Origin of the sequence: Bradyrhizobium sp. 40 (genome assembly GCF_023100925.1) — a bacterium.
Taxonomy (GTDB): Bacteria; Pseudomonadota; Alphaproteobacteria; order Rhizobiales; family Xanthobacteraceae; genus Bradyrhizobium.
Window position 1 is genome coordinate 2,824,265 of record NZ_CP064688.1, and the last position, 22,903, is coordinate 2,847,167.

At 59.5% G+C, this 22,903-nt stretch carries 26 protein-coding genes; 12 read left to right on the forward strand and 14 right to left on the reverse strand.

Annotation, left to right across the window (positions count from 1 at the left end):
- The first annotated feature begins 11 nt into the window (after positions 1-11).
- The gene (locus tag IVB40_RS13495; protein WP_346283299.1) at positions 12-1,607 is read left to right on the forward strand and encodes a glycosyltransferase family 39 protein; all 1,596 of its coding nucleotides are present in this window, start codon (positions 12-14) and stop codon (positions 1,605-1,607) included.
- A gap of 204 nt (positions 1,608-1,811) precedes the next feature.
- Here IVB40_RS13495 and IVB40_RS13500 read toward each other — a convergent pair whose 3' ends face one another.
- On the reverse strand, positions 1,812-3,062 hold the full coding sequence (locus tag IVB40_RS13500; RefSeq protein WP_247819046.1) for a multidrug effflux MFS transporter: 1,251 nt from the start codon (positions 3,060-3,062) through the stop codon (positions 1,812-1,814).
- Positions 3,063-3,902: 840 nt separating this feature from the next.
- Here IVB40_RS13500 and IVB40_RS13505 point away from each other — a divergent pair.
- Entirely contained in the window at positions 3,903-4,250 is a 348-nt protein-coding gene (locus IVB40_RS13505; protein ID WP_247819047.1) for a response regulator, read from the forward strand.
- Positions 4,251-4,313: 63 nt separating this feature from the next.
- Here the strand turns inward: IVB40_RS13505 and IVB40_RS13510 are convergent, their stop codons facing one another.
- Complete coding sequence (locus tag IVB40_RS13510) at positions 4,314-4,619, reverse strand: hypothetical protein (RefSeq protein ID WP_247819049.1); 306 nt, start codon at positions 4,617-4,619, stop codon at positions 4,314-4,316.
- A gap of 342 nt (positions 4,620-4,961) precedes the next feature.
- Between IVB40_RS13510 and IVB40_RS13515 the strand changes: the two genes are divergently transcribed.
- Positions 4,962-5,249, forward strand: coding sequence for a hypothetical protein (locus IVB40_RS13515; protein WP_247819051.1), 288 nt, complete (start codon positions 4,962-4,964; stop codon positions 5,247-5,249).
- Positions 5,250-5,331: 82 nt separating this feature from the next.
- Here the strand turns inward: IVB40_RS13515 and IVB40_RS13520 are convergent, their stop codons facing one another.
- From IVB40_RS13520 to IVB40_RS13530, 3 genes are all read right to left on the reverse strand, one after another.
- Positions 5,332-5,574, reverse strand: coding sequence for a hypothetical protein (locus tag IVB40_RS13520; protein WP_247819052.1), 243 nt, complete (start codon positions 5,572-5,574; stop codon positions 5,332-5,334).
- A 107-nt stretch (positions 5,575-5,681) separates the two neighbouring features.
- The gene (locus IVB40_RS13525) at positions 5,682-6,605 is read right to left on the reverse strand and encodes a DUF72 domain-containing protein (RefSeq protein WP_247819054.1); all 924 of its coding nucleotides are present in this window, start codon (positions 6,603-6,605) and stop codon (positions 5,682-5,684) included.
- A 3-nt stretch (positions 6,606-6,608) separates the two neighbouring features.
- Positions 6,609-7,226, reverse strand: coding sequence for a cell envelope biogenesis protein TolA (locus IVB40_RS13530; protein ID WP_346283291.1), 618 nt, complete (start codon positions 7,224-7,226; stop codon positions 6,609-6,611).
- Between the two features lie 107 nt (positions 7,227-7,333).
- On the opposite strand from IVB40_RS13530, the gene IVB40_RS13535 reads away from it, so the two are divergent.
- On the forward strand, positions 7,334-7,558 hold the full coding sequence (locus tag IVB40_RS13535; RefSeq protein ID WP_247819055.1) for a hypothetical protein: 225 nt from the start codon (positions 7,334-7,336) through the stop codon (positions 7,556-7,558).
- Positions 7,559-7,565: 7 nt separating this feature from the next.
- Here the strand turns inward: IVB40_RS13535 and IVB40_RS13540 are convergent, their stop codons facing one another.
- The 4 genes from IVB40_RS13540 to IVB40_RS13555 form a co-directional block, all read right to left on the reverse strand.
- Positions 7,566-7,811 carry a hypothetical protein gene (locus tag IVB40_RS13540; RefSeq protein WP_247819056.1) on the reverse strand — a complete coding sequence of 82 codons (246 nt, stop codon included), beginning with the start codon at positions 7,809-7,811 and terminating at the stop codon, positions 7,566-7,568.
- A gap of 99 nt (positions 7,812-7,910) precedes the next feature.
- A complete protein-coding gene (locus tag IVB40_RS13545) occupies positions 7,911-8,414 on the reverse strand; it encodes a ferritin-like domain-containing protein (RefSeq protein ID WP_247819057.1) in 504 nt (167 codons plus the stop codon).
- Between the two features lie 64 nt (positions 8,415-8,478).
- Complete coding sequence (locus IVB40_RS13550) at positions 8,479-8,793, reverse strand: hypothetical protein (RefSeq protein ID WP_247819058.1); 315 nt, start codon at positions 8,791-8,793, stop codon at positions 8,479-8,481.
- Positions 8,790-9,428, reverse strand: a complete 639-nt coding sequence (locus tag IVB40_RS13555; RefSeq protein ID WP_247819059.1) for an isochorismatase family cysteine hydrolase — start codon at positions 9,426-9,428, stop codon at positions 8,790-8,792. Before IVB40_RS13555 ends, IVB40_RS13550 begins: the two co-directional genes overlap by 4 nt.
- A gap of 351 nt (positions 9,429-9,779) precedes the next feature.
- Here IVB40_RS13555 and IVB40_RS13560 point away from each other — a divergent pair, with 351 nt between their 5' ends.
- The 3 genes from IVB40_RS13560 to ligD are packed head-to-tail and all read left to right on the forward strand — an operon-like array spanning position 9,780 to position 11,570.
- Positions 9,780-10,022: a hypothetical protein gene (locus IVB40_RS13560; protein ID WP_247819060.1), complete on the forward strand. Its 243-nt coding sequence runs from the start codon at positions 9,780-9,782 to the stop codon at positions 10,020-10,022.
- 43 nt (positions 10,023-10,065) lie between these two features.
- Entirely contained in the window at positions 10,066-10,596 is a 531-nt protein-coding gene (locus tag IVB40_RS13565) for an alpha-ketoglutarate-dependent dioxygenase AlkB (protein WP_247819536.1), read from the forward strand.
- Positions 10,596-11,570, forward strand: coding sequence for a non-homologous end-joining DNA ligase (gene ligD / locus IVB40_RS13570; protein ID WP_247819061.1), 975 nt, complete (start codon positions 10,596-10,598; stop codon positions 11,568-11,570). The genes IVB40_RS13565 and ligD overlap by 1 nt, the downstream gene beginning before the upstream one ends.
- Positions 11,571-11,598: 28 nt before the next feature.
- On the opposite strand, the gene IVB40_RS13575 is transcribed toward ligD, so the two are convergent.
- From IVB40_RS13575 to IVB40_RS13585, 3 genes are all read right to left on the reverse strand, one after another.
- On the reverse strand, positions 11,599-11,772 hold the full coding sequence (locus tag IVB40_RS13575) for a DUF3606 domain-containing protein (protein WP_247819062.1): 174 nt from the start codon (positions 11,770-11,772) through the stop codon (positions 11,599-11,601).
- A gap of 172 nt (positions 11,773-11,944) precedes the next feature.
- Positions 11,945-12,430, reverse strand: a complete 486-nt coding sequence (locus IVB40_RS13580; RefSeq protein WP_247819063.1) for an NUDIX domain-containing protein — start codon at positions 12,428-12,430, stop codon at positions 11,945-11,947.
- Positions 12,431-14,146, reverse strand: a complete 1,716-nt coding sequence (locus tag IVB40_RS13585; RefSeq protein ID WP_247819064.1) for a DNA polymerase/3'-5' exonuclease PolX — start codon at positions 14,144-14,146, stop codon at positions 12,431-12,433.
- A gap of 181 nt (positions 14,147-14,327) precedes the next feature.
- Here IVB40_RS13585 and IVB40_RS13590 point away from each other — a divergent pair, with 181 nt between their 5' ends.
- From IVB40_RS13590 to IVB40_RS13600, 3 genes are read left to right on the forward strand one after another with little or no spacing between them, the layout of a single operon-like run.
- On the forward strand, positions 14,328-15,074 hold the full coding sequence (locus IVB40_RS13590; protein ID WP_247819065.1) for a damage-inducible mutagenesis protein: 747 nt from the start codon (positions 14,328-14,330) through the stop codon (positions 15,072-15,074).
- Positions 15,075-15,081: 7 nt separating this feature from the next.
- Positions 15,082-16,500, forward strand: a complete 1,419-nt coding sequence (locus tag IVB40_RS13595) for a DNA polymerase Y family protein (protein ID WP_247819066.1) — start codon at positions 15,082-15,084, stop codon at positions 16,498-16,500.
- Complete coding sequence (locus IVB40_RS13600) at positions 16,497-19,757, forward strand: error-prone DNA polymerase (RefSeq protein WP_247819067.1); 3,261 nt, start codon at positions 16,497-16,499, stop codon at positions 19,755-19,757. Before IVB40_RS13595 ends, IVB40_RS13600 begins: the two co-directional genes overlap by 4 nt.
- A gap of 12 nt (positions 19,758-19,769) precedes the next feature.
- Here the strand turns inward: IVB40_RS13600 and IVB40_RS13605 are convergent, their stop codons facing one another.
- Together IVB40_RS13605 and IVB40_RS13610 are read right to left on the reverse strand one after the other, a co-directional pair.
- The gene (locus tag IVB40_RS13605) at positions 19,770-20,840 is read right to left on the reverse strand and encodes a hypothetical protein (protein ID WP_247819068.1); all 1,071 of its coding nucleotides are present in this window, start codon (positions 20,838-20,840) and stop codon (positions 19,770-19,772) included.
- Positions 20,841-21,033: 193 nt separating this feature from the next.
- On the reverse strand, positions 21,034-21,420 hold the full coding sequence (locus IVB40_RS13610) for a hypothetical protein (RefSeq protein ID WP_247819069.1): 387 nt from the start codon (positions 21,418-21,420) through the stop codon (positions 21,034-21,036).
- A 207-nt stretch (positions 21,421-21,627) separates the two neighbouring features.
- On the opposite strand from IVB40_RS13610, the gene IVB40_RS13615 reads away from it, so the two are divergent.
- Together IVB40_RS13615 and IVB40_RS13620 are read left to right on the forward strand one after the other, a co-directional pair.
- Positions 21,628-22,179, forward strand: a complete 552-nt coding sequence (locus IVB40_RS13615; RefSeq protein WP_247819070.1) for a hypothetical protein — start codon at positions 21,628-21,630, stop codon at positions 22,177-22,179.
- A 37-nt stretch (positions 22,180-22,216) separates the two neighbouring features.
- Positions 22,217-22,891: an SOS response-associated peptidase gene (locus IVB40_RS13620; protein WP_247819071.1), complete on the forward strand. Its 675-nt coding sequence runs from the start codon at positions 22,217-22,219 to the stop codon at positions 22,889-22,891.
- Positions 22,892-22,903 lie beyond the last annotated feature (12 nt).

The following is a 22,903-nucleotide window of genomic DNA, read 5'->3' on the forward strand; positions in this document are numbered from 1 at the left end:
CATTCCAGGCGATGGCCGAACGGTCCGATCGCGCGCCGGCGCGATGGCGCCGCCCATTCCTGCGTTGGCTCGATGGCGTCGAGACGGGCTGGGCCGTGCCGCTTCTCATCGCCGGCTTCGTCGCGATCTGGACACTCTATCTGGTGGTCGCCTATGCCGGCGGCGGTCTGCACCCCGATACGCTGGAGGCCTGGACGCTGGGGCGGCATTTCGCGTGGGGCTACCCCAAGCATCCGCCATTGACCGGCTGGGTTGCCGCGAGCTGGAGCGCCATCTTTCCGCTCAGCGAGTGGTCGCTGCAATTGATGGCGATGACCAATGCCGGGCTTGCGCTGGTCTTTGTCGACCGGATCGCGCGGCAATTCGTGACGGGGCACAAGCGCGTCCTGGTGCTGTTGCTCCTGATGCTGACGCCGGCCCATCAATTCCATGCCCAGCGCTTCAATGCCAATGCGGTGCTGCTAGCCGTTTGGCCGCTGGCGACGTGGTGCTTCCTGCGCGCATTCGAGACCCGCTCGGCGTCGTGGGCGATCGCCGTGGGAGTCACGACGGCGCTGGCCATGGCCGGCAAATATTATTCGATCTTCCTTGTCGCGAGCTTCACGTTTGCCGCGCTGGCGCATCCGGCGCGACGCGCCTATTTCACGTCCGCCTCGCCCTGGATCTCGGTCGTCGTCGGGCTTGCGGCGCTGTCACCGCATGTTCATTGGCTCGCCACGACGGGGGCACCGACCTTCACCTACGCGCTGAACCATGCCAACGGCACTGCGGTGAGCTCGCTCGGTGAGGCCAGGAACTTCCTTCTGGGGCTGTTGGCGGCCATCAGTGTGTCAGCCGTCAGCTGGATGTTCATCGCTGGCACGCGGCTGAAGCAGTTTCCGGACGATTTCGCGGCGATGAATCCGGGCCTGCGGCTCCTCTTTTACGTTGCCGTCGGCACGATCGCGCTGCCGGTCCTCGTCTCGCTCGCGATAGGCACCGATCTGCCGTCGCTCTGGGCTTTGCAGGGATTGTTTCTGTTCGCCATTCTCGTGGTCTGCGGCACAAATTATCCGATCGAGCGCTTTTACACCGTCAACCTCACCTTGATCGTGGCCGGCGTTGCGCTCACGGCCGTCCTCGTCGCCGCGCCGATCCATGCCGTCTACCGCAACGATCACGGTTACGAGGAGGGGCGCAATTTCTATGCGGAGGCGGCCAGCGAATTGACACGCGAGTGGCGCGAACTGACAGGCGAGCCGCTCGCCGCCGTCAGCGGCGACGATGCGCTGGCCTTCGCGTTGGCCTTCTACAGCCCGGACCACCCGCACTACGTGCAGCCGTTCGTGGATCAATATCCCGGCGGTTTGCCGGGCAAGACGACGCTGGACCGCGGCTGGGCCGCGCTCTGCTTCCGCGATCAGGATGATTGCAGCCGGTGGATGGACGGGGTGGCCGGGCGTGCCGGGCACTTCGTCAAACGGGAATTTATGGTCCAGGCGCGGCTATGGGGCCGGCCCGGTCTCACGCGGGAAGTGGTTGTGCTGATGGTGCCGCCCCGTGGAAGCGGCGCGGCACCCGAGGGCGTCGCGGACGATTTCAGCGCCAGCAGGCGCGCAACGGAATAGACGTCTTGCTCAACAGTGGCTGTCGCGGACCCGCTCGAGCCCTTCACTCGCGAATGGCACGGTGAAGGCGGTCGTTTCGGCGTTCGACGGCGTGCGTTCCGTTTTCGCCCGCTCCGCGGCGTCGTGGTCTTTACGGTGTTTCGGTTCCATTGAAGCGCCTTTTCAAATTGTTGCAGTACAACATCGTGAGCGCCGCGAAGTTCCTCACCCGATGGCGCGCTGATGCGGCTTGAACAGCCGTCCCCTCTCCACCACCAGCACGATCGCGAGCGCGGCGAGTGACGACACGAAGAAGCCGACCGAGAACGGCAGCAGCGTGCCGTCGAAGCTTTGTCCGATCGCCATGCCGACGGCGATGCCGATCAGCGTGGTGATCGAGCCGTAGAGCGAGGACGCCGTGCCGGCGATGTGGCCCTGCGGCTCCATGGCAAGTGCGGTGAAATTGGCGACCATCATGCCGAACGAGAACATCATCAGCGCCGAGAGCACTATGAACAGGGGAAGCGGCAACGCGCCGAGGCTTTCCGTCAGCAGCATCACACCCGCCACGGCGGTGTAGAGCGTCAGCGCGCCGTGCGAGATCACGCGCATGCCGAGGGTTCCGACGAATCTTGCGTTGAGGAAGCCGGCAATGGCGGTACCGGCCGCGATCGCGGCGAAGGCGAGCGGAAAATAATGGCCGAGGTGATAGATGCCGACAAACACTTGCTGGGCCGAAAATACGTAAGCGAACAGCGCACCCATGACGCTGCCGGCAGCGAGCGCGTAGCCGAGAGTTTGGCGATGGGTCACGGTCTGCCAGTAGGCCGTGAGCACGTCGACCGGCGCGAGCGACCTGCGTTCGCTCTCAGGCAGGGTCTCCGGAAGCCGCAGCACCGACCATGCGAGCGCGAGCAGGCCATAGAGCATCAGCACGACGAAGATGCCGCGCCATTGCGTCACCAGCAGCACCGCCTGTCCGAACGAGGGGGCGATTACGGGGACGGCGATGAAGATCATCATCGCAAGCGACATCACGCTCGCCATGCGGCGGCCGACGTAACAGTCGCGCACGATCGAGGTTGCGATCACGCGCGTCGCCGAGGTGCCGAAGCCCTGCAGTGCGCGCGCCAGCAGCAGTGTCTCGAACGACGGCGCGGCAATCGCCAGCACGCTCGCCATCGCATAGACCGCCATCCCGCCGAGCAGCACCGGGCGGCGGCCGAAGCGATCCGACAGCGGTCCCATGACGAACTGGCCCGCGCCAAAGCCGATCAGGAAGGTCGACAGCACCAGCTGAAGATGATTGGCGACGGGGATATTGAAGGCCGCCCCGATATTGGGCAGCGCCGGGAGCATCATGTCCATGGCAAGCGGATTCAGCGCCATGATCGACGCGATCACGATGACGAATTCGGGAAAACCCATGGGGCGGTGTCCCGAGGACACCCAATCGTCGGCATTGACGTCGGACAAGTAGCTCACCTCTGATTTGAGGCCCTTGTCTAACTCCGATGCTGCGATGCACAAGCGATGATTCGGGATGGCTGGCAGGCGGTGCAGGAGCAGACAGGAATTGATGAGGTATCAGCGCTCGCGGCAGCGGCGCTCGGTGGGATCATCCGCGCAGCTCTCGTGGTGCGGGCAGCCGGGGTCGAACCGGCACAGCGCTTGCGCGCCGAGGGATTTTAAGTCCCTTGAGCGTAAAGCTAACTAATTGAAATTTATGATTATATTGCTGTACGATGTGCTATGTGTAGTTATTCTGTGTAAACACGTCGCATCTATCGCGCCTAGAGGGACCTGCGCCCCAGACAAAACAAGGAGTCAGACGACTCCGCCGATGAGGCCCAAGCGGCCTCGACAGAGGCAAACGACCTCGCACACTTGTCAGGCTGGCTTTTGATACGCGCCTGCCGAAGTGCGCCCAGACTAAACCAAGAGTATTTCCATCTGGTTGCCGAGCTCGCCTAACGTGAGGCGTCGATGTCGCTTGGGCGGACTGAAGACGCGGCATCAGAGCAGGTCAGCAATTCCTAGACGGCAGCTTGACGACAATCGGGACAGGGTTCCATAAAGTTCCCTGCTGCTGTTTCTGCGCCTGGTGAGTGCGATGACCCTATCTGAACGCGTCCAGATGGAATTGGTGCTGGAAGGCCTATGCCGCGAGCTTCCTCATCGTGGTCCTGAAATTACTCGTCGAACATTTGGTGCTGCGGAACGCCTTTCCTATGCGCTGGGAGAATTGCGAGCTACTGCCCTTCAGGCATTCGTACCTGTCACAAGCACTTGCAAATCGAGTTAAGGGACAAGGCGATGGCTTCCATACTCCTTGTCGAGGATGAGGCACTCATCCGTATGATGGTGGATGACATGCTGACTGAGCTTGGGCATCAGGTCGTGGCCGAAGCTGGTGATTTGGCTTCCGGACTGGCCTTCGCGGAAAGCGGCGAGGATTTTGATTTGGCAATTTTGGATGTGCAGTTAGGCCGCGACAGCAGCAGGCCCATCGCAGAAGCTCTAGAGGCCCGCAAAATTCCTTTCGCCTTCGCAAGTGGATACGGAGCCGACGGAATGCCCGAAGGATTTCACAATCGGCCCACATTGATGAAGCCGTTTAAAGTAGATGAGCTGCAACGGTGCATAGCTAAGCTCTTACGGTAGCCGCGGCTATCAGCTTGCCCCACTACGCGGGCGCGAGGTCTGACAACGCGCCGCTCAGTTCGATCACTGTGATTTTTGTCCGAGGTCTCTCAGGAGCGTGCGAAGAAAATCGCTAGCGTGATCATACTGCGCTTTACCTTCCGCGATCTGGTGAGCGCGTGGCTCCAGGATCCGACCGACGGTCTCAGAGTTGAGTAGATCAACTCCATCCGACCATCGCTGCAATAAGCCGTCGGGAATATCCTTCGCAGACCCGAACAGCTTTAGAAGGCGATTTTCGCCCTCGCTATTGTGGTCGTGATGGGCTTTCGCGGCGTAGAACGCAAATAGCCCACGAAACGCACTACGGGAAACGGCAGGTTTTGCCATCGCAATGTCCCCGAGAATGGTGCTTTAAAAGCGGATGTCTTCCGATTTGCAGAAGGAAAAGCTAGCAAGAAACTCGATCGCTGCGCTCTTAACTTGCAAGGGAAGGCCGCCCGAAGGCGGCCCGAGTAGTAGAAGCAGCTGTGATAAAATCGTACTCAAAACATTTGGTGCAGCATTGCTGCCGCACCGGCCCGGGTGAAAATAGATACGAAATGAACCAGCCCCCGGTTTGGAGAGCATGCCAGAGCGAAATTATTCGGCAAGAAAAATCTTGGGATAAAGCGGCAATTTCTAATATACGAGCGCTGAAACGGCTCTACGGTTCCTTGACAGGAACCTTTGGTGGTGCCCGACGTTCGTGACCGGAACGACCAGATCGGCTTACAGATGAAGTTGCTCACCGAGTATCTTGAAAGGGCGCTGCAACTGGAAAGTCTTGCGGACGGCGAACCCGACAGCACGTTCAGAACGGAGTTGCTCAAGCAAGCGGCTTCCTATCGGAAGTTGGCAATTAAACGGGCTGAGCAGTACGGCTTACCGAACCCGAGCCCACCGCCTGCCGGAAAACCCAATGGCGCCTCTACAAGCCGGCATGTGAGCGGATATTTGCAGTCGACAGAGGACCTTTGAGAATTTGTCCTCGTGATCGCAAGACGGTCGTCACTTTGCAGACGCCACGTTCCTAAACCCAGATAAAGAGCTGACCTAACGTCTACCTCGCCGACAAGCGCTCGACATTCGCGGCGACGATTTTCCGGTAGTGATCAAGGACGTGACTGTAATCGCCGCCACGAACGAAAATGGTGCGGGCCTCTGCCGCAGCGTCCAGCTTCTCCGTCACCATAAGAAACATTTCTTCGGAGGTGCCGTTGCCTGCGGCGATCTGGCGAAGCCGCATATCCATTACCTGGAGAGCATCCGCCATGAGTATGAACGCTGAATACCAGAAAAGCATGCGAACTCCGGGTTCGGAAAAGCACCGGCCGGATGCACGACCCTGCCGGACGGCGCTCAAGCATATAGCGGATCGTCCGGGTTAAGCTTCCGCGGGCACCGCAGTTCCTAAGTAGGACGGGTGCTTCGCCGTTTCGGCCGCGAAGACGAAAGCATGCGGTGGAGGGTTTTCGCGTTCCGGGGCGCATGGGCGTCGTAGTCATTGTTGAAATAAATCCACGCGCGCTTGGCGCCGCTCTCTTTGATCCTGCTGGCCCATTTCGAGAGCTCATCGTCCGAGTAATCGTGCCGGTACCAGCGTTCAGGCCCGTGGAGGCGGACGTAAACCTCGTCTGCCGTCCGGACGAGCTCATCGGGCAGACGCGGACCGCTGCAGGAGCAGAAGATAATCCCGGCCTTGCGGAAGGCAGCGTAGACATCTTCGTTCCACCAGCTTTTGTGCCGGAACTCGACCGCATTGCGGCGGGCCGGATCGAGCTGGCTGACGATCGAATTCAGCCGGACTTTGGTATAGCGGTAGCTCGGCGGCAGCTGGAATAGAAAGCAGCCCATCCGCTCGCCAAGGATATCCGCGATGACGCCGAAATCGCGTATCAGCGTTTTTGTGCCTGTGAACTTTTTGACGTGTGTGATGAGCTCGCAGACCTTCACGGTGAAGACGATATCCTTGCCGCCCGGCTGACGGCGCCAGGCCTGAACGTTCGCCACGGTCGGCCATGAATAAAAGGACGCGTTGATCTCGACCGTGTCAAAGGCAGACGCGTAATGCTTGAACCACTCCGGCTGCGGCACGTCCGCATAAAACGAGTCCCGCCATTTCCAGTAGCGCCAGCCTGAACAGCCGACGAAGACGGTCTTCTTCAAGGTCGTAACCGGCTTCAGTCCCTCGCTCTCCATCTTAAGGCGGGTTAAGTGCATCTTCGCCGCGCGTGCGATATTATTCTCGCGCTGTTTCTCACGCCGAAGCCGGCGCCGTTCGCGTCTTTCCTCCAGCGTCAATTCTTTGATCTCAGGAACAGGCGAGCGGGGCATCGGTCAGTCTTTTGCCTTTCGCAGGTCTGCTTCGAGACGCTCTTTAAGTTTACGCCAGCGTTCATCCTCGGCCTCTACGCGGCGCTGTGCGGCCTGCAGATCCTTCGCAAGAGCGTCGGCGTTCTCCTCATGCTCCGCCTCTGCCTGCAGCATGGCAGTCTGCGCTTTCTCAACTGCGGCGTTTCGCTTCTCGCGGGCTTTCGCGGCTTCAGCCTCTTCCTTCGCGCGCTGCTTTTCCCGCTGCCGCTCTTCCTTCTCGTATTTTGCGGCGGCCTCACGCTCTGATTTTTCATCCCGCTTCGACGACGGCTTTGCAGAAGCGGCCTTCTTCGCCTTGGCTTTTTCCTTGTGCGGACGCGCGTCAAGCGACGCGGCGGACGGCAGCTCCGCGTGCTCCCTGAAAGCGGACCTTGATCCGACCGGCCTGCGCAGCACGATGCCGGGCTTCGCCATGGCGGCAGCGATCACCGCGTCGTCTTCGGATTCCTGTGCGAACCCCTGATGGAAGAGATTGCTGCTCGCGCCCCATGCCTCCAGCGCTGCCTTCATCGAGGGCGCCGCGATCGCGAGATCGAAAAACCCCTGGGACGTTTGAAAAACCTTGAGTTTGCGCGGCATCATGGTCAAATGTTCCCCAATGCAGCTTTGTTCCCTGCAACGGAACATTCGGTTCCGGCTATGGAACTTACGGCTTTGGAGTTCGTTCAGCCGCTACAGGAGATGCGCCCATGATCCTTGAAAGCTTTGATCGCCGGACAATCGCAAACCTGGAAGCCGCCCTTGACCGGGTCTGCGACGGCAGACCGGACGGTGCCGATCACGAACTGAGATCCTTTATCGCCGACGCCATGGTCGCCCGCGCGAAGAAGGGGCAGACAACACTCGGCGCCCTGACTGAAGCGGGAGAAGCTGCGCTCGCGCGCCGGGCTATCTCGGACCGGAAACAGGCCTGAGCCAATCCTACCGTGTCGCGCGATCCGCGGCTCCGGAGGCGGCGGCTTCCTTGCCGGCGCGCGGCAGCCAGCGCCATACGCCCAGCGCGTTGATCACGAGAAGAACGGCGTTCTGGATGACGAGCGAACTCTTGGGCTCCATTATTCCGTCGGCGATCCATGCAATGGATGCCGCGATAAAGAGAGCGAAGCCGCACACCGTGATGCGCGCATTCCAGTTCGCCGCCACCATGGCGGCCGCGATTATCGTCATGGCGGCTGCCACGGTCCTTAGTACTTCAAGGCTCATGCTTCCCTTCTGAGAATAAGGGCCGCCCGGGGGCGGCCCTTTCGCTTGCATGTGGCTAACGGATTAAGCGGCTTTCCGGTTCACGCTGCGCAGCGCCATCGTATTGAGCTTCTCGTCCGTCGCCTTTTCCTCATCGAGGTTCTGCTGCAGGACCATGGCGCAGTCATCGCGGCCAAGCATCTTCGCCCACGCGATCAGGGTGCCGTAGCGTGTGATTTCATAGTGCTCGACGGCCTGGGCCGCCGCGATCAGCGCCGCATCCAGTACCTGTTTGTCGTCGATATCGCCCGCGACTTCGCTCGCTTCCTTCAGGATGCCGTCGATCGCAGGGCAGTCCACGCCCTTCGCCGCGACGCCATGCATCTCGAAGACTTTCTCAAGGCGGGTAATTTGTCCCTTGGTTTCGGAGAGATGTATCTGGAAGCCGTTCTTGAGGCCGGGATCGCTCGCCTTCTCGATCATGTCTGGAAGGTTCTTCGCGATCTGCTGCTCCGCGTAATAAATGTCCTGCAGCGTGTGCACGAAGAGGTCGTCCAGCGTTTTGATGTCCTTGGTGAAAAAGCCCATCGCATCCTCCTTGAGTGGGTGGCAATTTCAAACAGCCGGTAGGGAAGAGCGTTCCGCCGAAAGCTCACAACGGGATGATTTCCTGGGCGCGGATGACGATCTCCTCCTGCGCAAGCTCGCGTTCGAGCCGCTCGCGCAGGCTGCGCCAGTACTCGGGTGCAAGCTTCGCGGCCATGACCTCGATGACGGCGATATTGTCCCGCTCGGTCTCGTTGCCGCTGCGCCATAGACCCAAGCCGGGCGCCCGGACAAAGCTGGTCGCGCCGCCGAATCTGCCGGTCAGCTCTTCCAGGAATTCCTCGAACCAGCGTTGCGAAACCGCCTCTCCGTCACCGCGCTCCTTCGGCAGAAGAATCTGGACGACGTAGGATTTATTCATGACACGAGCCTGGCCCTGGCGCTGCCCGGCCAGCTGCCGAGAAGAGTTTCGGTGGTGACGCACTCCACCTGCTGCCCGAAGCGGTTCATGTAGATATTCATCATGGAATCGTGCGTCTCGTCAGCCGAGCTGCATAGCGCGTCGGTGACGAGAATGACCCTGTAACCCCAGTCGACGGCGCCGATGACGGTGGCCAGCACGCAGACATCGGTCTCGCCGCCGGTGATGATGATCGTATCGACATGAGCCCCGCGCAGCTGCTCGTGAAGATCGCTCCCCGTCCACGGCGAGTAAACGTGCTTGTCAAAAATGCGTGCGGGCGGAACGAACTGCGCGAGATCCTGGACGAGGCCGATCATGTCCGCGCCAAGCTCGTCGATGGTCATCGATCCCCAGCGCTCATAATAGCGCCGCCACATGCCGGCGCCCTGGCCGAGCTTCTGCGCCGGAATGAACCGGGTAAATATGGTGCGCTCGGGATGGGAAGCCGTGACCGAAACGATATTTGGCAGGACGCGCGGCAGCCACGGCATCTTCCAGTCCGTGCTCTCCGCAAACATCCTCTGCATGTCGACGCAGATATGAACCGCATTTTCTCCGGGTGCCCCGTAGCGGAGCTCATCGTTCTTTGCCATTGGCGCCGTCCTCGAAGTGAGCTCCAACGGAGCGGCCCGGGCTTGGTTCCTGTCCTGAAAAGGGTTGCTGCCTGCAACCCGGCTAGCCACGCGGCGATGAGCAGGGGAAAGCGGTCAAGGGTGCGGCGACGCACCGCGCCCCGCGCGGCTTGTCCTTGATGGCTGAAGGGGCGGCAGCCCCTTTTACGCGCGAGGGATCGTCACCGGATGGCCGGGACGAAGACCCGGGCGCGGGACTGCCAGGGACGCGCTAGAGCCCGGCCGGCTGCGCGGCAGGCGGACGCGCCCACGCGGGAACCGGGAGCCTGCAGGGTAAGTTGGTAGAGCAGGAAATCAAGCTGGGGAGAGCACATGAAGCGGATCACGAAATGGCGGGCGGCGGCGAAACGTGAGCTGATCGCGCCTCGCGGAGACAAGCGGTATATCCGCCGCGATGCGAAAGGCCGCATCGAGGAAAGCGATGATGTAAGCCGCTCGCTTTCTCAGGATCGCCGCAAGACGGCGAAGAAGGAAGTGAAAGCGGGGCAGGGTGACCGGGGCGACCGCAAGGCTGCAAAATCCAAGGCGCGGAAAAAATCGAGTGCACGCAAGTAACGCAACTCTCGATCTCTTCGGAGGCGGTCTCCTTCCCGAAGGCATGAAGTATCAGCCGGAGTTTCTCTCCGCTGACGAAGAGCGTGCGCTTTTCGCTGATATCGAGATGCTTCCGTTCAGGGAATTTGAATTTCACGGTTTCACCGGCAAGCGCCGGACCGTCTCCTTCGGCTGGCGCTACGACTTCAACGGCGGGAGCCTTTCGAAGACGGAAGATATGCCGGAATTCCTCAGCGAGCTTCGCGCCCGCTCCGAGGCCTTCGCGGGAAACGCATCCGGCAGCTTTCAGCAGGTTCTCGTCACGGAATACGCGCCGGGCGCCGGCATCGGCTGGCACAAGGACCGCTCGGTCTTCGGCGACGTCGTGGGCATCTCGCTCCTGTCGCCCTGCACGTTCAGGCTCCGCAGAAGAAAACAAATTGGATTCGAGCGAATGAACCTCGTTGCCGAGCCGCGCTCCATCTATCTTCTGCGGGGTCCCTCGCGCACCGAATGGCACCACAGCATTCCCGGCGTCGAAAGCCTGCGTTACTCACTCACATTCCGCAACGTACTCGAAGGGCGCGGATCATAGTGGCCCGCGTCTCCACATTGCCGAAGCGCCTTCAGCCGATGCTCGCGACGCTCACCGATGCGCCGTTCGACGACAAGGACTGGATATTCGAAGACAAGTATGACGGCTTCCGCATGGTGGCGAAGATTGAAGGCGGCAAGGTCACTCTCTACAGCCGCAACGGCAAGATAATCAGCAAGAGCTATGTCGAGGTCGCGAAAGCGCTGGAAGACGTAAAAGCCGACGCCGTCATAGACGGCGAGCTTGTCGCCATCGGTAAAGACGGCGTCTCTCATTTTCAGCTGCTGCAGAATGCGCTCCGCCATGAAGCGAAGCTGCAATATTGCGCGTTTGATCTGATGTTTCAGGATGGAGAAGACCTTCGCCGCCTGCCGCTCACAGAACGCAAGAAACGGCTGAAAGCCATTTTACCCAAAAACAAGCTGATCGCGTTCAGCCGCGACCGAAAGACCTTTGGGGCGAAATACTTCGAGGAGGCCGAGCGGAAGGGTCTCGAAGGCATCATGGCAAAACGCGCGGACAGCAAATACCTGTCCGGCGCGCGCACCGATGAGTGGCTCAAGATCAAGACCTCGAAGCGCCAGGAGGTCGTTATTGCGGGATTCACCGCCCCGCGGCGGACGCGGCCGTTCTTCGGCGCCTTGACCATTGCGCTGCGTGAAGAAAATGGCTGGCGTTATATCGGCCACGTCGGCACGGGATTCAGCCACGAAGCATTGGAGGAGCTTCACAAAAAGCTCGTCAAGCTGAAGACCGCGAGATCACCGTTCGGAAAAAAAGTTAAAGACGAGGCCGTTACCACATGGGTAAAGCCGCTGCTTGTCGCCGAGGTGAAATTCACCGAATGGACAAGCTCTGGGGAGATGCGCCATCCCGTCTATCTCGGCCTGCGAGAAGACAAGCCCGCGGGAAAAGTCGTGCGTGAGTACGAAAAACATTTAACTAGCAATAAAGCGCGCAGGCCTCGCTCCTGAAGATCGCGAGCATACCGCGCGCCGTCGGCTAAACCGCTAGTTCCTTGCGGACGGCAGCCGCCGAATTACCGACTTTATCAATCGCCCTTTGCAACTCTTCCTGGGACAGACGGAAGTGCTTGAGCCAGTAGTGCAGCTCCATCCTGTCCTGCAGGTTTATCTTGCTGCGATCCGGCGCAAGCTTGTGCGTCAGGCCTGTCATCGGGGTGCCTCAGTGATGCATAAAGAGAGCGAGAAGAAGAATGATAGGAAGCGGAATACCGATCAGCCAGAGAAGTGCACCTTTGCCGAAACCCATCGAAGCCTCCTGAGTAATGTTCTTATACTTGGAGCAACAACGTCTGCGCGGATCTCCCGTTCCCGCCTGACGAAACCTACTGCACCGCACTCGCCAGAAGACGGTCCAGAAATACAGCCTGGCCCTTCAGAATGCGTTCGCGCGCTTCTGCGATGTTGAACCACCCGGCGCGATCCACCTCAGGAAAACTCTGAACCCTGCCTGAATGCGGCGGCCATTCCATCTGAAACATATTGCTCTTGAGCTCATCCGGATTCCAGTCATCCTCCGCGGCCCAGACATGTACGGTCTTGCCGCCCGGCTGCTTCGCGTCGCCGAGTGCAATGAACTCTCCGCATGGCCTGTGGCCCGTCTCCTCCTCAAATTCCCGTTTAGCTGCATCGAGCGGCACTTCGCCGAACGAGATCAGCCCTTTCGGAATGCTCCAGGCCCCGTGATCCTTTTTCTTCCAGAATGGTCCGCCTGGATGGCCGAGGAGAACTTCCAAACCTCCGCGATTACGCCGGAACAGGAGAATGCCTGCGCTTGTCTTTGGCAATGATACTGCGCGCGAGCTGCCCATCTATCGCACGGTAACTTCCCGTGAAGGCGCACGGCGGCGAGAGCCTTTTGCAGCCGCGCGCTTCCGTTTCGAGAGATGCGCAAGCATTTTCGGAAGGGGCATGGCATTCAGCACGCGATCTGCCGGCACGCCGCCCTTGCGGGCCATCTCGACGCCCCAATGCATGTGGTCGAGCTCCCGGATGGAATGGGCGTCGGGATTGATGCTGAATATGCAACCATAGCCGAGCGCTTTCTGATGCCACCGCCAGTCAAGGTCGAGGCGCCACGGATGCGCGTTGATTTCAACCGCTACGCCATGTTTCGCGCAGGCCTTCAAAATCTTGTCGATGTCCACGTCGTATCCCGGACGCCGCTGCAGCTGGCGTCCGGTCATATGTCCGATGATTGTGGTATGCGGATTCCTGATTGCTTTGAGGATGCGCTCCGTCTGTTCCTTCTTGGGCAGCTTGAAGCGGCTGTGAACGCTCGCAACCACAAAATCGAAGTCTTCCAGGATATCGTCCGGATAATCGAGCGAGCCATCCGCGAGTATGTCGGCCTCGATCCCTTTCAGGATGCGGAATTTGCCGGCGTAGCGCTTGTTCAGCCGGTCGGCCTCACGGTGCTGCTCCGCGATTTCCTCTAAGGAAAGGCCGCCCGCGTAATGCGCGGACTGCGAATGGTCGGCGACGCCGTAATACTCAAAGCCGCGCTTGCGCGTGGCTTCCGCCATCGCTTCCAGGGTCTCGGTGCCGTCCGACGCTGTCGTGTGGGAATGCAGGATGCCCCGCAAATCCTGATCGCTCACGAGGGAGGGCAGTTTATTCTTCTCGGCCTGCTCAATCTCGCCCCGGCCTTCGCGCAGTTCGGGCTCGATAAACTGCAGGCCAAGGGCTTCGTAAATGTCCTGTTCGGTTGACGAGGCGATCAGCTTTCTACCGCGGTAAAGCCCGTCGGCTTTGAGATCGAAGCCTTTGCCGGAAGCGTATTTCTTCAGCTGTTCAAGATGCTCCGCCGAGCCGGTCGCATCGAGAAGGCTTGCCCCGAAGTGCTTCTTGTCGGTGACGACGAGCTGCAGCCCGCCGGACGGCTCCTCAAGCGCCTGCGGTTTCTTTGCTTCCGCGACCAGCGCAAGCCTGGTAACGAGCTCGCATCCTCTGCGAAAATCTCCTGCGATTTCCACGCGCAGATATTCAGGATACTCCTGTTTGACCGTCGCAACCGCATGCTCAAGGAGAGCCGCCGCCTTGTGCAGATGAAGCTGCGTTTCTCCGCTCCGGGCGATTTCGAGATTCTGCAGGATCTTAGTCTGCAGCGCCGCGCCAAGGCCCTTCACACTGCGGATACGGTCCGCTTTCGCGGCTGTCTCAAGTTCTGCGAGCGAGGAGATACCGAGCTCCTGGTGAAGCTTGAGGATCTTCTCGGGACGGATGCCGGGGATCGCAAATAGTTCCAGGAGGCCCTCAGGCACTTCCTTGCGCAGCTTGTCGAGGCTGGGATGCGATCCTGTTTCGTGAAGCTTGGTGACGATGTCGGCGATGGCATCGCCAATACCCGGGATCTCGGTGAGCGTGCCGGCCGCGATGACGCGGGCCAGTGGTTGCGAGAGCGCGGACAGGCTTTCCGCGGCGCGCAGATAAGCTTTCGCGCGGTACGGGTTGGCGCCGCGCAGTGACGACCTCAGCGCATATTCGCGGAGAAGGCGGATGACTGTCTGTGTGTCGGTTTTGGCCATGACTGTAGGTCAAACGACGGGAGGTTTTTGCGGTTCCAGCCCAGCCCGTCCCAGACTGCTATCGACCGTTTCCGTCCGAACGCAAAAATCCAGCTGAATCAATGCCTCACCAAAATTCATTGACTCGATGGCAACCGAACGTGTTCACTATTTGTTCTAGTATTAGGAGGACAAACAAGTTATGGCAAGCGCGGCCAATCCATCTTCTGTTTCTTTGGCCGAGCTTCGCCGGATGATGGCGGCTGCGGGTGACGCAGCTGCGCCCCAGGAGGTCTTGCCGTTCGGCATCGCGGACATCGACGCGGCGCTGCCCGGCGGCGGTCTCGCGCTCGGCGCGCTCCATGAGTTCAGTGAGGGCGGGGTCCGCGGACATTATGCGGCAAGCGCCGCGCTATTCGCCGCCGGCATTCTCGCGCGCCTCACGGGTCCGGTCCTGTGGTGCCTGCACAGCCGTGACCTCTTCGCACCCGCGCTTGCCCGCGTCGGGCTGCATCCTGACCGCATCATATTTTGTGAAACTTACAAGGACGCGGAGATCCTGCCTGCGATGGAAGAAGGACTGCGCATGCGCGGCCTCGCGGGCGTTGTCGGTGAACTGAAGCGCCTGCCTCTTACGCCGTCACGGCGGCTGCAGCTTGCCGCGGAAACCTCCGCCGTGCCGTGCCTTATCATCAGGCGCTCTGCCGAGAACCTTACCGAGAATAACGCCGCGATGACGCGCTGGAGCATTTCACCGGCGCCGTCGACGCGTATCGACCCGATCAGGATGGGCCGCCCGCTCTGGCATGTTGAACTTTTGCGATGCAGGGGCGCATCGCCGAAAGACTGGACTTTGGAGGCATGCAATGCGGAGGGTCGTTGCGCTCTTCCTGCCGACGTTCCCTACCGATCAGATTCGGCGGAGGAACGGCGGCGATCCACCGCGTAAGCGGCCAATGGTCACGGCGATCCAGGACGGCAGCCGCCGCGTGCTCGCGTCGGCTGATGATGCCGCGCGCAAGCTCAAACTTGCGGCGGGCATGACGGTTGCGCACGCGCAAACGCTCGTGCCGGATCTTCTGGTCGAGGAGGCGAAGCCGGAGGAGGATGAAGCCGCGCTGGCGCGGCTCGGACACTGGTGCTCGCGTTATTCGCCGCTTGTCACGCCAGCGCCGCCGGACACCATCTTTATCGACGTTGCCGGTTCATCGCATCTGTTCAAAGGTGAGGCCGCGCTTCTTGTAGACCTTCATGCGCGGCTGTCATCCGCGCATCTTAAAGCCCGTGTTGCAATCGCCGACACGCCCGGCTGTGCGTGGGCGGTCGCGCATTTCGGGACGGAGGAGATCGTCTCGCAGGGGCGCAGCTCGGATGCTCTCGGAGGGCTTCCTGTCGCTGCCCTGAGAATTTCAGGGCGCGATGTCATCAGCCTCCGGGAGGTGGGGGTCGAGCGGATCGCCCAGCTTGCCGCGCTGCCCCGGTCCTCGCTCCGTCAGCGGTTTTCCGGTGACGTCCTTCTGCGTCTCGATCAGGCGCTTGGAGCAAGCATTGAGGTACTCGCGCCGCTTATCCCGCGCGAGGTGCCGCGCATGACGATCAGGTTCGTCGAGCCCATCGGCAATCCGGATGATCTTGAGCGCGTGCTCGCACTGCTCTGCGACAAGCTCATGATCGACCTTGCCGCCCGCGGCGTTGGGGCGCGCCGCCTCGATATGGTGTTTCAGCGGGTGGATAATGTCGCGCAGGCGATCCGCATCGGTACCTCCCGGCCAAATCGCGACGCGAAGCACTTGACTAAGCTTTTGTCCGAACGGCTTGTCCTTGTCGAGCCGGGCTTTGGTATCGAGGAAGCAACGCTTACCGCTTCGTGGGTTGAAGCACTTACCGAACGCCAGATTATTGGCAGTCATGTCGGCGATGGCCGCGCGGAAGCCGATATCAGCCAGCTCGTCGATACGCTCCGCGTGAGGCTCGGCAACGAGCGCGTCTACCGCCTCTCACCTGTCGAAAGCGATATACCCGAGCGCTCGACACGGCGTATCGCCCCGATGGAGAAGGCGGACGGTGCGTCCTGGCCGCGCGATCTGCCGCGGCCCGCGCGGCTTCTCGCACCGCCCGAGCAGGTCCAGGCTGTCGCCGAGGTCCCGGACAGCCCGCCGCTTTTCTTTGTCTGGCGTAAAACCCGGCACAAGATCGCCCGCGCCGACGGGCCGGAACGCATTCTTGGCGAGTGGTGGCTCTCAGATCAGGAGCTCGGCATGCAGCGGGAATATTACCGCGTCGAGAACGAGGCTGGCGAACGCTTCTGGCTGTTTCGCGACGCGCCTGCACAAGCTGGCGGCAGGTGGTGGCTGCACGGGCTGGGTGAGGCATGAGATATGCCGAACTCCAGGCGACGAGTCATTTCTCATTTCTGCGCGGCGTCTCAAGCGCGGAAGAATTATTTACAACTGCCGCTAATCTTGGCATCGAAGCCATGGCGGTTGTCGACCGCAACTCGCTGGCGGGCGTTGTGCGCGCCTATGAAGCCGCGAACGTCACAGGCGTTCGCCTTATCGTAGGCTGCCGTCTCGATCTTGAAGATTTCCCGTCGATCCTCATTTATCCGACTGACCGCGCAGCCTATGGCAGGCTTTGCCGCCTCCTTACCCTTGGCAAATCACGCGCAGGCAAGGGCAAATGCGCGCTCTTCTTTGATGATGTCGTTGCCTGGAGCGAGGGACAGATCGCGGTCCTCGTTACTGACAAGCCGACGGACGATTTATTCTCGCAGCTGCAGCGCCTGAAACATGCATTCGAAGACCGCGCTTATTGCGCGCTGACGCGCCGCTTCCGGCCGGACGATGCCGCCTGTATTCATGATGTCGCTGATACAGCGCACCGGGCGCGCGTGCCGACCGTTGCGACCAACGATATTCTTTATCACGTCCCTGAAATGCGCATGCTGCAGGATGTCGTTACCTGCATCAGGCTGGGAACAATCATCGACCGCGCGGGATTTCTCAAGGAGAAGCATGCGGACCGCTACCTCAAAGACCCCGGGGAGGTCGAACGTCTGTTTCGCCGTTATCCCGAGGCTGTGGCGCGCACCGCAGAGATTGCGCGGCGATGCAGGTTTTCTCTCGATGAGCTGACCTACACCTATCCAACCGAAGAACTGAAAGACGGGCTGTCCGCGCAGGATCGCCTTGAAAAACTGGTCTGGGAGGGCTCGGCGCAACGCTATCCCGAAGGCCTGCCCGATAATGTCGCGATGCAGCTGCGCCATGAGCTTGGGCTTATCGAGCGCCTGAAATACGCGCCGTACTTCCTGACGGTTGAATCAATCGTCCGGTTTGCGCGCTCGCAAGGCATTCTGTGCCAGGGCCGGGGTTCTGCCGCGAATTCTGCGGTGTGTTTTGTGCTTGGCGTCACATCCATCGATCCCGTTCGGCAGGGGCTGCTGTTCGAACGCTTTATTTCGGAAGAACGGCGAGAGCCCCCGGATATTGACGTCGATTTCGAGAACGGCAGGCGCGAGGAGGTCATCCAGTGGATTTACGCGACCTACGGCCGGACGCGGGCAGCACTGACATCGACCGTTATCCGCTATCGCGCGCGCGGTGCGATCCGGGATGTCGGCAAGGCACTCGGCATTCCTGAAGACATTACGGGGGCGCTTGCGCGCATAACCTGGGGCTGGAGTGAGGAGGGGGTCTCTGAAACCGAGCTCAAAGAACTCAATCTCAATTTATCGGACCGCCGCCTGCAGCTCACGCTGCAACTTGCGCGGCAGCTGATGGGAACGCCGCGCCATCTTTCGCAGCATCCTGGCGGCTTCGTCCTCACATTTGACCGGCTTGACGAACTTGTTCCCATCGAGCCTGCCGCGATGGAAAACCGGCAGGTCATCGAATGGGACAAGGACGATATCGAAGCGCTTAAACTCATGAAAGTCGATGTGCTGGGGCTGGGCATGCTCGGCTGCATGAACAAGGCCTTCGATCTTTTGCGCTTCTCGAAGAACATCGCGCTTGATCTCGCGACGATACCCGCCGAAGACCCGGCCACTTACGAGATGATCCGCAAGGCGGATACTGTCGGCACGTTCCAGATCGAAAGCCGTGCGCAGATGTCGATGCTGCCGCGGATGGCGCCCAAGACATTCTACGACCTTGTCATCGAGGTCGCCATTGTCCGTCCCGGCCCTATTCAGGGCGACATGGTCCATCCTTATTTGCGCAGGCGGGAAGGCAGCGAGCCGATCGAGTTTCCCAAGCCTGAGCTTGAAAAAGTGCTCGGCAAGACCCTTGGCGTTCCTCTGTTCCAGGAGCAGGCAATGCAGGTCGCAATGGTCGCGGCAGGCTTCTCCGCTACTGAAGCCGATCAGCTGCGCCGCGCGATGGCGACGTTCAAGTTCACGGGCGGGGTCAATAAATTCAAGGAAAAGCTGATCCAGGGCATGATCGATAACGGCTATGATGACGCGTTCGCGGACAAGACATTCCGCCAGCTCGAAGGATTTGGCTCTTATGGCTTCCCTGAAAGCCACGCGGCGAGCTTCGCGCTGATCGCCTATGCGTCGAGCTGGATGAAATGCCACCATCCCGACGTGTTCCTTGCTGCGATATTAAACGCGCAGCCGATGGGCTTTTACGAGCCCTCAGATCTCGTGCGCGACGCCTTGAAGCACGGTGTCGAAGTGCGGCCGATCAATGCCAACATGTCGCTGTGGGACTGCACGCTTGAACCCTCGGACGGAAAATATCAGGCCGTCCGGCTTGGGCTGCGCATGACACGTCACCTTGCTGAAAAAGACGGGCGCGCTTTGGTCGCAGCGCGCGGGATAAAACCCTATCACAGCATCGCCGAACTCTCCCGGCGTGCAAACATCGGCCCCGGCGCGCTTGTGCACATAGCCAATGCCGATGCGTTTTCCTCGCTCGGCCTCTCGCGTTACCAGGCGCAGTGGGCAATCAAGGCTCTGCGGAGTAGTGCGCTGCCGCTGTTCGAAGCTGCCGAACAGCGCGCGAATGAAATCGTGCCGGAGCAGGTTGAACCGGAAGTTTCGCTGCCCGGCATGACGCTCGGCCGCGAAGTCGTAGAGGATTATCGCTCGCACGGCCTTACGCTGCGGGCGCACCCGCTCGCCTTTCTGCGCCGCGATCTTGCGGAGAGGAAGATCAGTCCCTGCGCGGCACTGCGTGTCGTGAAGAATAATTCCCGGATAACTGTTTCCGGTCTCGTCATGGTGCGTCAGCGTCCGGGCTCCGCCAAGGGCGTCATGTTCATCACGCTGGAGGATGAGACCGATATAGCGAACCTTATCGTCTGGCCTTCCGTATTTGAGAAGCACCGCAGGGCGGTTCTCGGTTCGAACATGCTGACCTGCCGGGGCAAGGTGCAGGCGGCGAACGGCGTTGTTCATCTGATTTGCGAGAGCCTCACCGACGACACCGAGATGTTGCAGCGGATAGGAAGGCTCGATGAGGCGTTCGTCAAACCGTCAGGACGCGGGGACGAGGCTGTGCATGGCGGAGGCGGGGGGACCGACAGCCGTGAAACCAAGGCGCTCAGACACGCGGCGAGGGACATATTCATCCCTGACCTTCATATAGATTCGCTGACCGTGAAGTCGCGTAACTTTCGCTAAGTGATCTAGGGTTTATTTGAAGAAGTTGTTGATGAAGTGGAAGCTAAGCTGCTTCTTCGGCTTTGGGGGTTTCAAGTAAGTTTCGATGTCAGAGAAAACATCGTCGATGCTCTTCAGGTCCTTGTCCGTATAGATGAGTGAGTAAATCCCGTGAGTTTTGAAGAACGACTTAAGTTTCGCCATTTCCTTATCGAAATTGCCAGAAGCCTCTTCGTTGATTGTTGCCTGCGTCTTTTTTGCTGTTCCCGCGAGATAACCATGCGTCGACCAAGGCGACAGCTCGAACCCGACCTTGTCCATGGTGTCCGGATTGATGATCGTAAAATCGAGGCGGTATTTATGCTTCGCAACCCGGCCTTCGTAACGATATTCCGGTATGAGCAGCGGCACCTTCAAGGGATCAGGCGCAGCGCGTACGAACTCGCAATATTCAGCGGCAATGGCCTTTTGGTAAGGGGATGCTGTGCTTCTGACCAGGACGTGTTCGAAGAAATCTAGATATTGCTCCACATCGTTGAATTTCATGCGCTTGTTTTTGTCGGGAATGACAAGACCAGTTTCGAGGACGTGGCCGATCGAAAAGTAGGCTGGCTTGAAGTGACGGATCTCGCTCCTGTCATTTTCCCACTTTCCATTGCTGAAGCGCGGCGTAACAAGCAATCCGTAATCTGCGTTATTCTGTCCGATCCAAATCTCGGATTCATCCATTGTCGGCCGTCTACGATAAAGCTCTTCGTAATGTTTGAGATACGAGCGCCTCAGAAATACATGCAGATACTCTTTGAAGGCTTGCGATGCTTTTATCTTGTCGAATAGATCATCATAAGATGTTCTAAATTTCGTCGTCGAAAGATGCCTTTGGAATCCTTCCATCCAAAGCACAACGTATTCCTCAGGCGAGTTTATGATCTCGTTCTTGAGATCGATAAACTCGTCTGTCTTGCTGCCGATGATCGCATTGAGCGAGGCTTCGGTCACGATGCCTGTTTGCTTCAGAACCTTGGGAAGGATGTCGCGGAGCTGGTCCTGCATCGCAGCAACCATTTTATTACGCGCCGTTTTGTGGGGGTCTCTCTTAGCCATTGCGAACCTTCAAACACAATTTGATGTAATGAGTAACCTGACACGCCGTCAAGTTGAAAAGGGCTGCTACATTAGTCGTCACTCGCGAACGAGCATGGGCGCTTTCCATATTGCAACGGGCATAGTGTTGGTTGCCGTACATGTAGATTCGCTGACCGTGAAGTCGCGTAACTTTCGGTAGCGAAGCGGCGACTTACGGCTGAGCGATCGAAATTAGCCAGTAAAGAATCCCACCCAGCAATGTCCCGGCGACGATGCCGACCATCAGGGCAGCAAAACTGCTCAGGAGCAGAAAGAGCAGCAGCCCGCCCACGATGGAGTACAGGTGGAAATTTGTGATGCCGAACCAAAGCATGTCGAGCGACTTGCTGAAAAGTGTCGGGAGGGAGTCCGTGCACACTCCCCAAGCATGAAACATCAAAGCGAATGGTTCTTTCCTGCTGGATTCAACCAGTGAGCCGAGGAATCCCAGGAAGAGGCCCGGCACAGTGGCGATCAGCAGGCAGTTTCTAAGTGAGAAGATCTTCTTTCGCGGCTGCGAAGGATTTAGACCCACTAAAAGGTCATCGGGGCCCGCCATAGCGTTTCTCCAATCAAACCTCTTAAAAAAACGGAGCTTCGCGTGGCGGCCTCGTTAAATCAAGTCGCCCGAGGGGCAGGAAACGCAGGATTCGACTAAGTAGTTAAGCCGGCCCGGCACTCGGCAGGGTTTAATGCTATAAACAGGCTGGATTTACGATTAACCTCATAACTCCAGCGATCTCACGGCAGGATGCTATTCTGCTCCATGCTTTCCCGGCTTGAAAGAATACGACAGACGCGCATCTACGGGCTCGCATCCGCGGTGGTGATCGCTTTTGCATGTCTCTACGCCGTGATGATTGCCGTTGACGGCCTCAAATACGTCGGCCCGACATTCTCACTCGTAAGCTATACACTGCGGTCACTCAAAGCCGATGCGCTCGATGCCATCTCGGTCTTCTCCTACAAGCTGACCGGTAAAGGCCTGGGAACGGCCACCCGGCCGACACGCTTCGCCCTGATCTGCGAGTCTGAAGGGACGAACGAAACGGATAATGCGATTGGCGAAAAACAGGTGCGCGGGCAGCTGGTAGATAACAAGGGCGGTTATTCTTACGCCAATATGATGTCAGAGATGCGAGAGGGCCGGGAGCAGCCGATCTTCGTCCTCACGAAAAACGGTCCTGGCGGCACACGTTTTTGCGCCGTGAAGTCTTATTACGATCAGGAATGCACTTGCGGCGGACAGTACAAAGCAAAGGAACGTGCGCGAATATCCGCGTACGAGCTGTTCGGTCCGCCGAAGCCGATACATTAGGTTTGCTGCAAAAGCGTCCCATTGGTAGAATTGCGCAATGTGCAATCTCTACAGCGTCACAACCAACCAGGAAGCTATCCGCCGATTATTCGGCGCGGTCTGGGATAATTCTGGCAATTTGCCGAGCCTCACCGGCGTGTTTCCGGATCAGGAAGCACCTATTGTCCGGAATAGCGCAGATGGCCGTGAGCTCATTAAGATGCGCTGGGGTATGCCGCCGCCGCCAAAATTCGGCGGTCCGCCCGTTACCAACATCCGCAACACGGCTTCGCCGCACTGGCGCGGGTGGCTCAAGCCTGAAAACCGCTGCCTTGTCCCGGCTTCAAGCTTTTCCGAATACGCGCCTGAAGCAAATCCTGCGACCGGCAAGAAGGATATCGTGTGGTTCGCGCTGAGCGAGGACCGTCCCTTGTTTGCTTTCGCCGGCATCTGGACGGAATTCAAAGGCGAGCGCGGGCCCAAGTCAAAGCCGGTCCCGGGCCCGCATCTGGTGTACGGCTTTCTGACCACCGAGCCGAACGCGGTCGTCGGCCCGATACACCCGAAGGCGATGCCGGTCATTCTCACAACGGATGAGGAGCGGGACGTCTGGATGAGAGCGCCCTGGGATGAAGCCAAGGCGTTGCAGCGTCCTCTACCTGATGCCGATCTTAAAATCGTCGCGCGCGGTTCTGAAAAAGAAGATAAGGTAGCTACCGGCGCGCTGCTCTAAAGCGCGTTCACA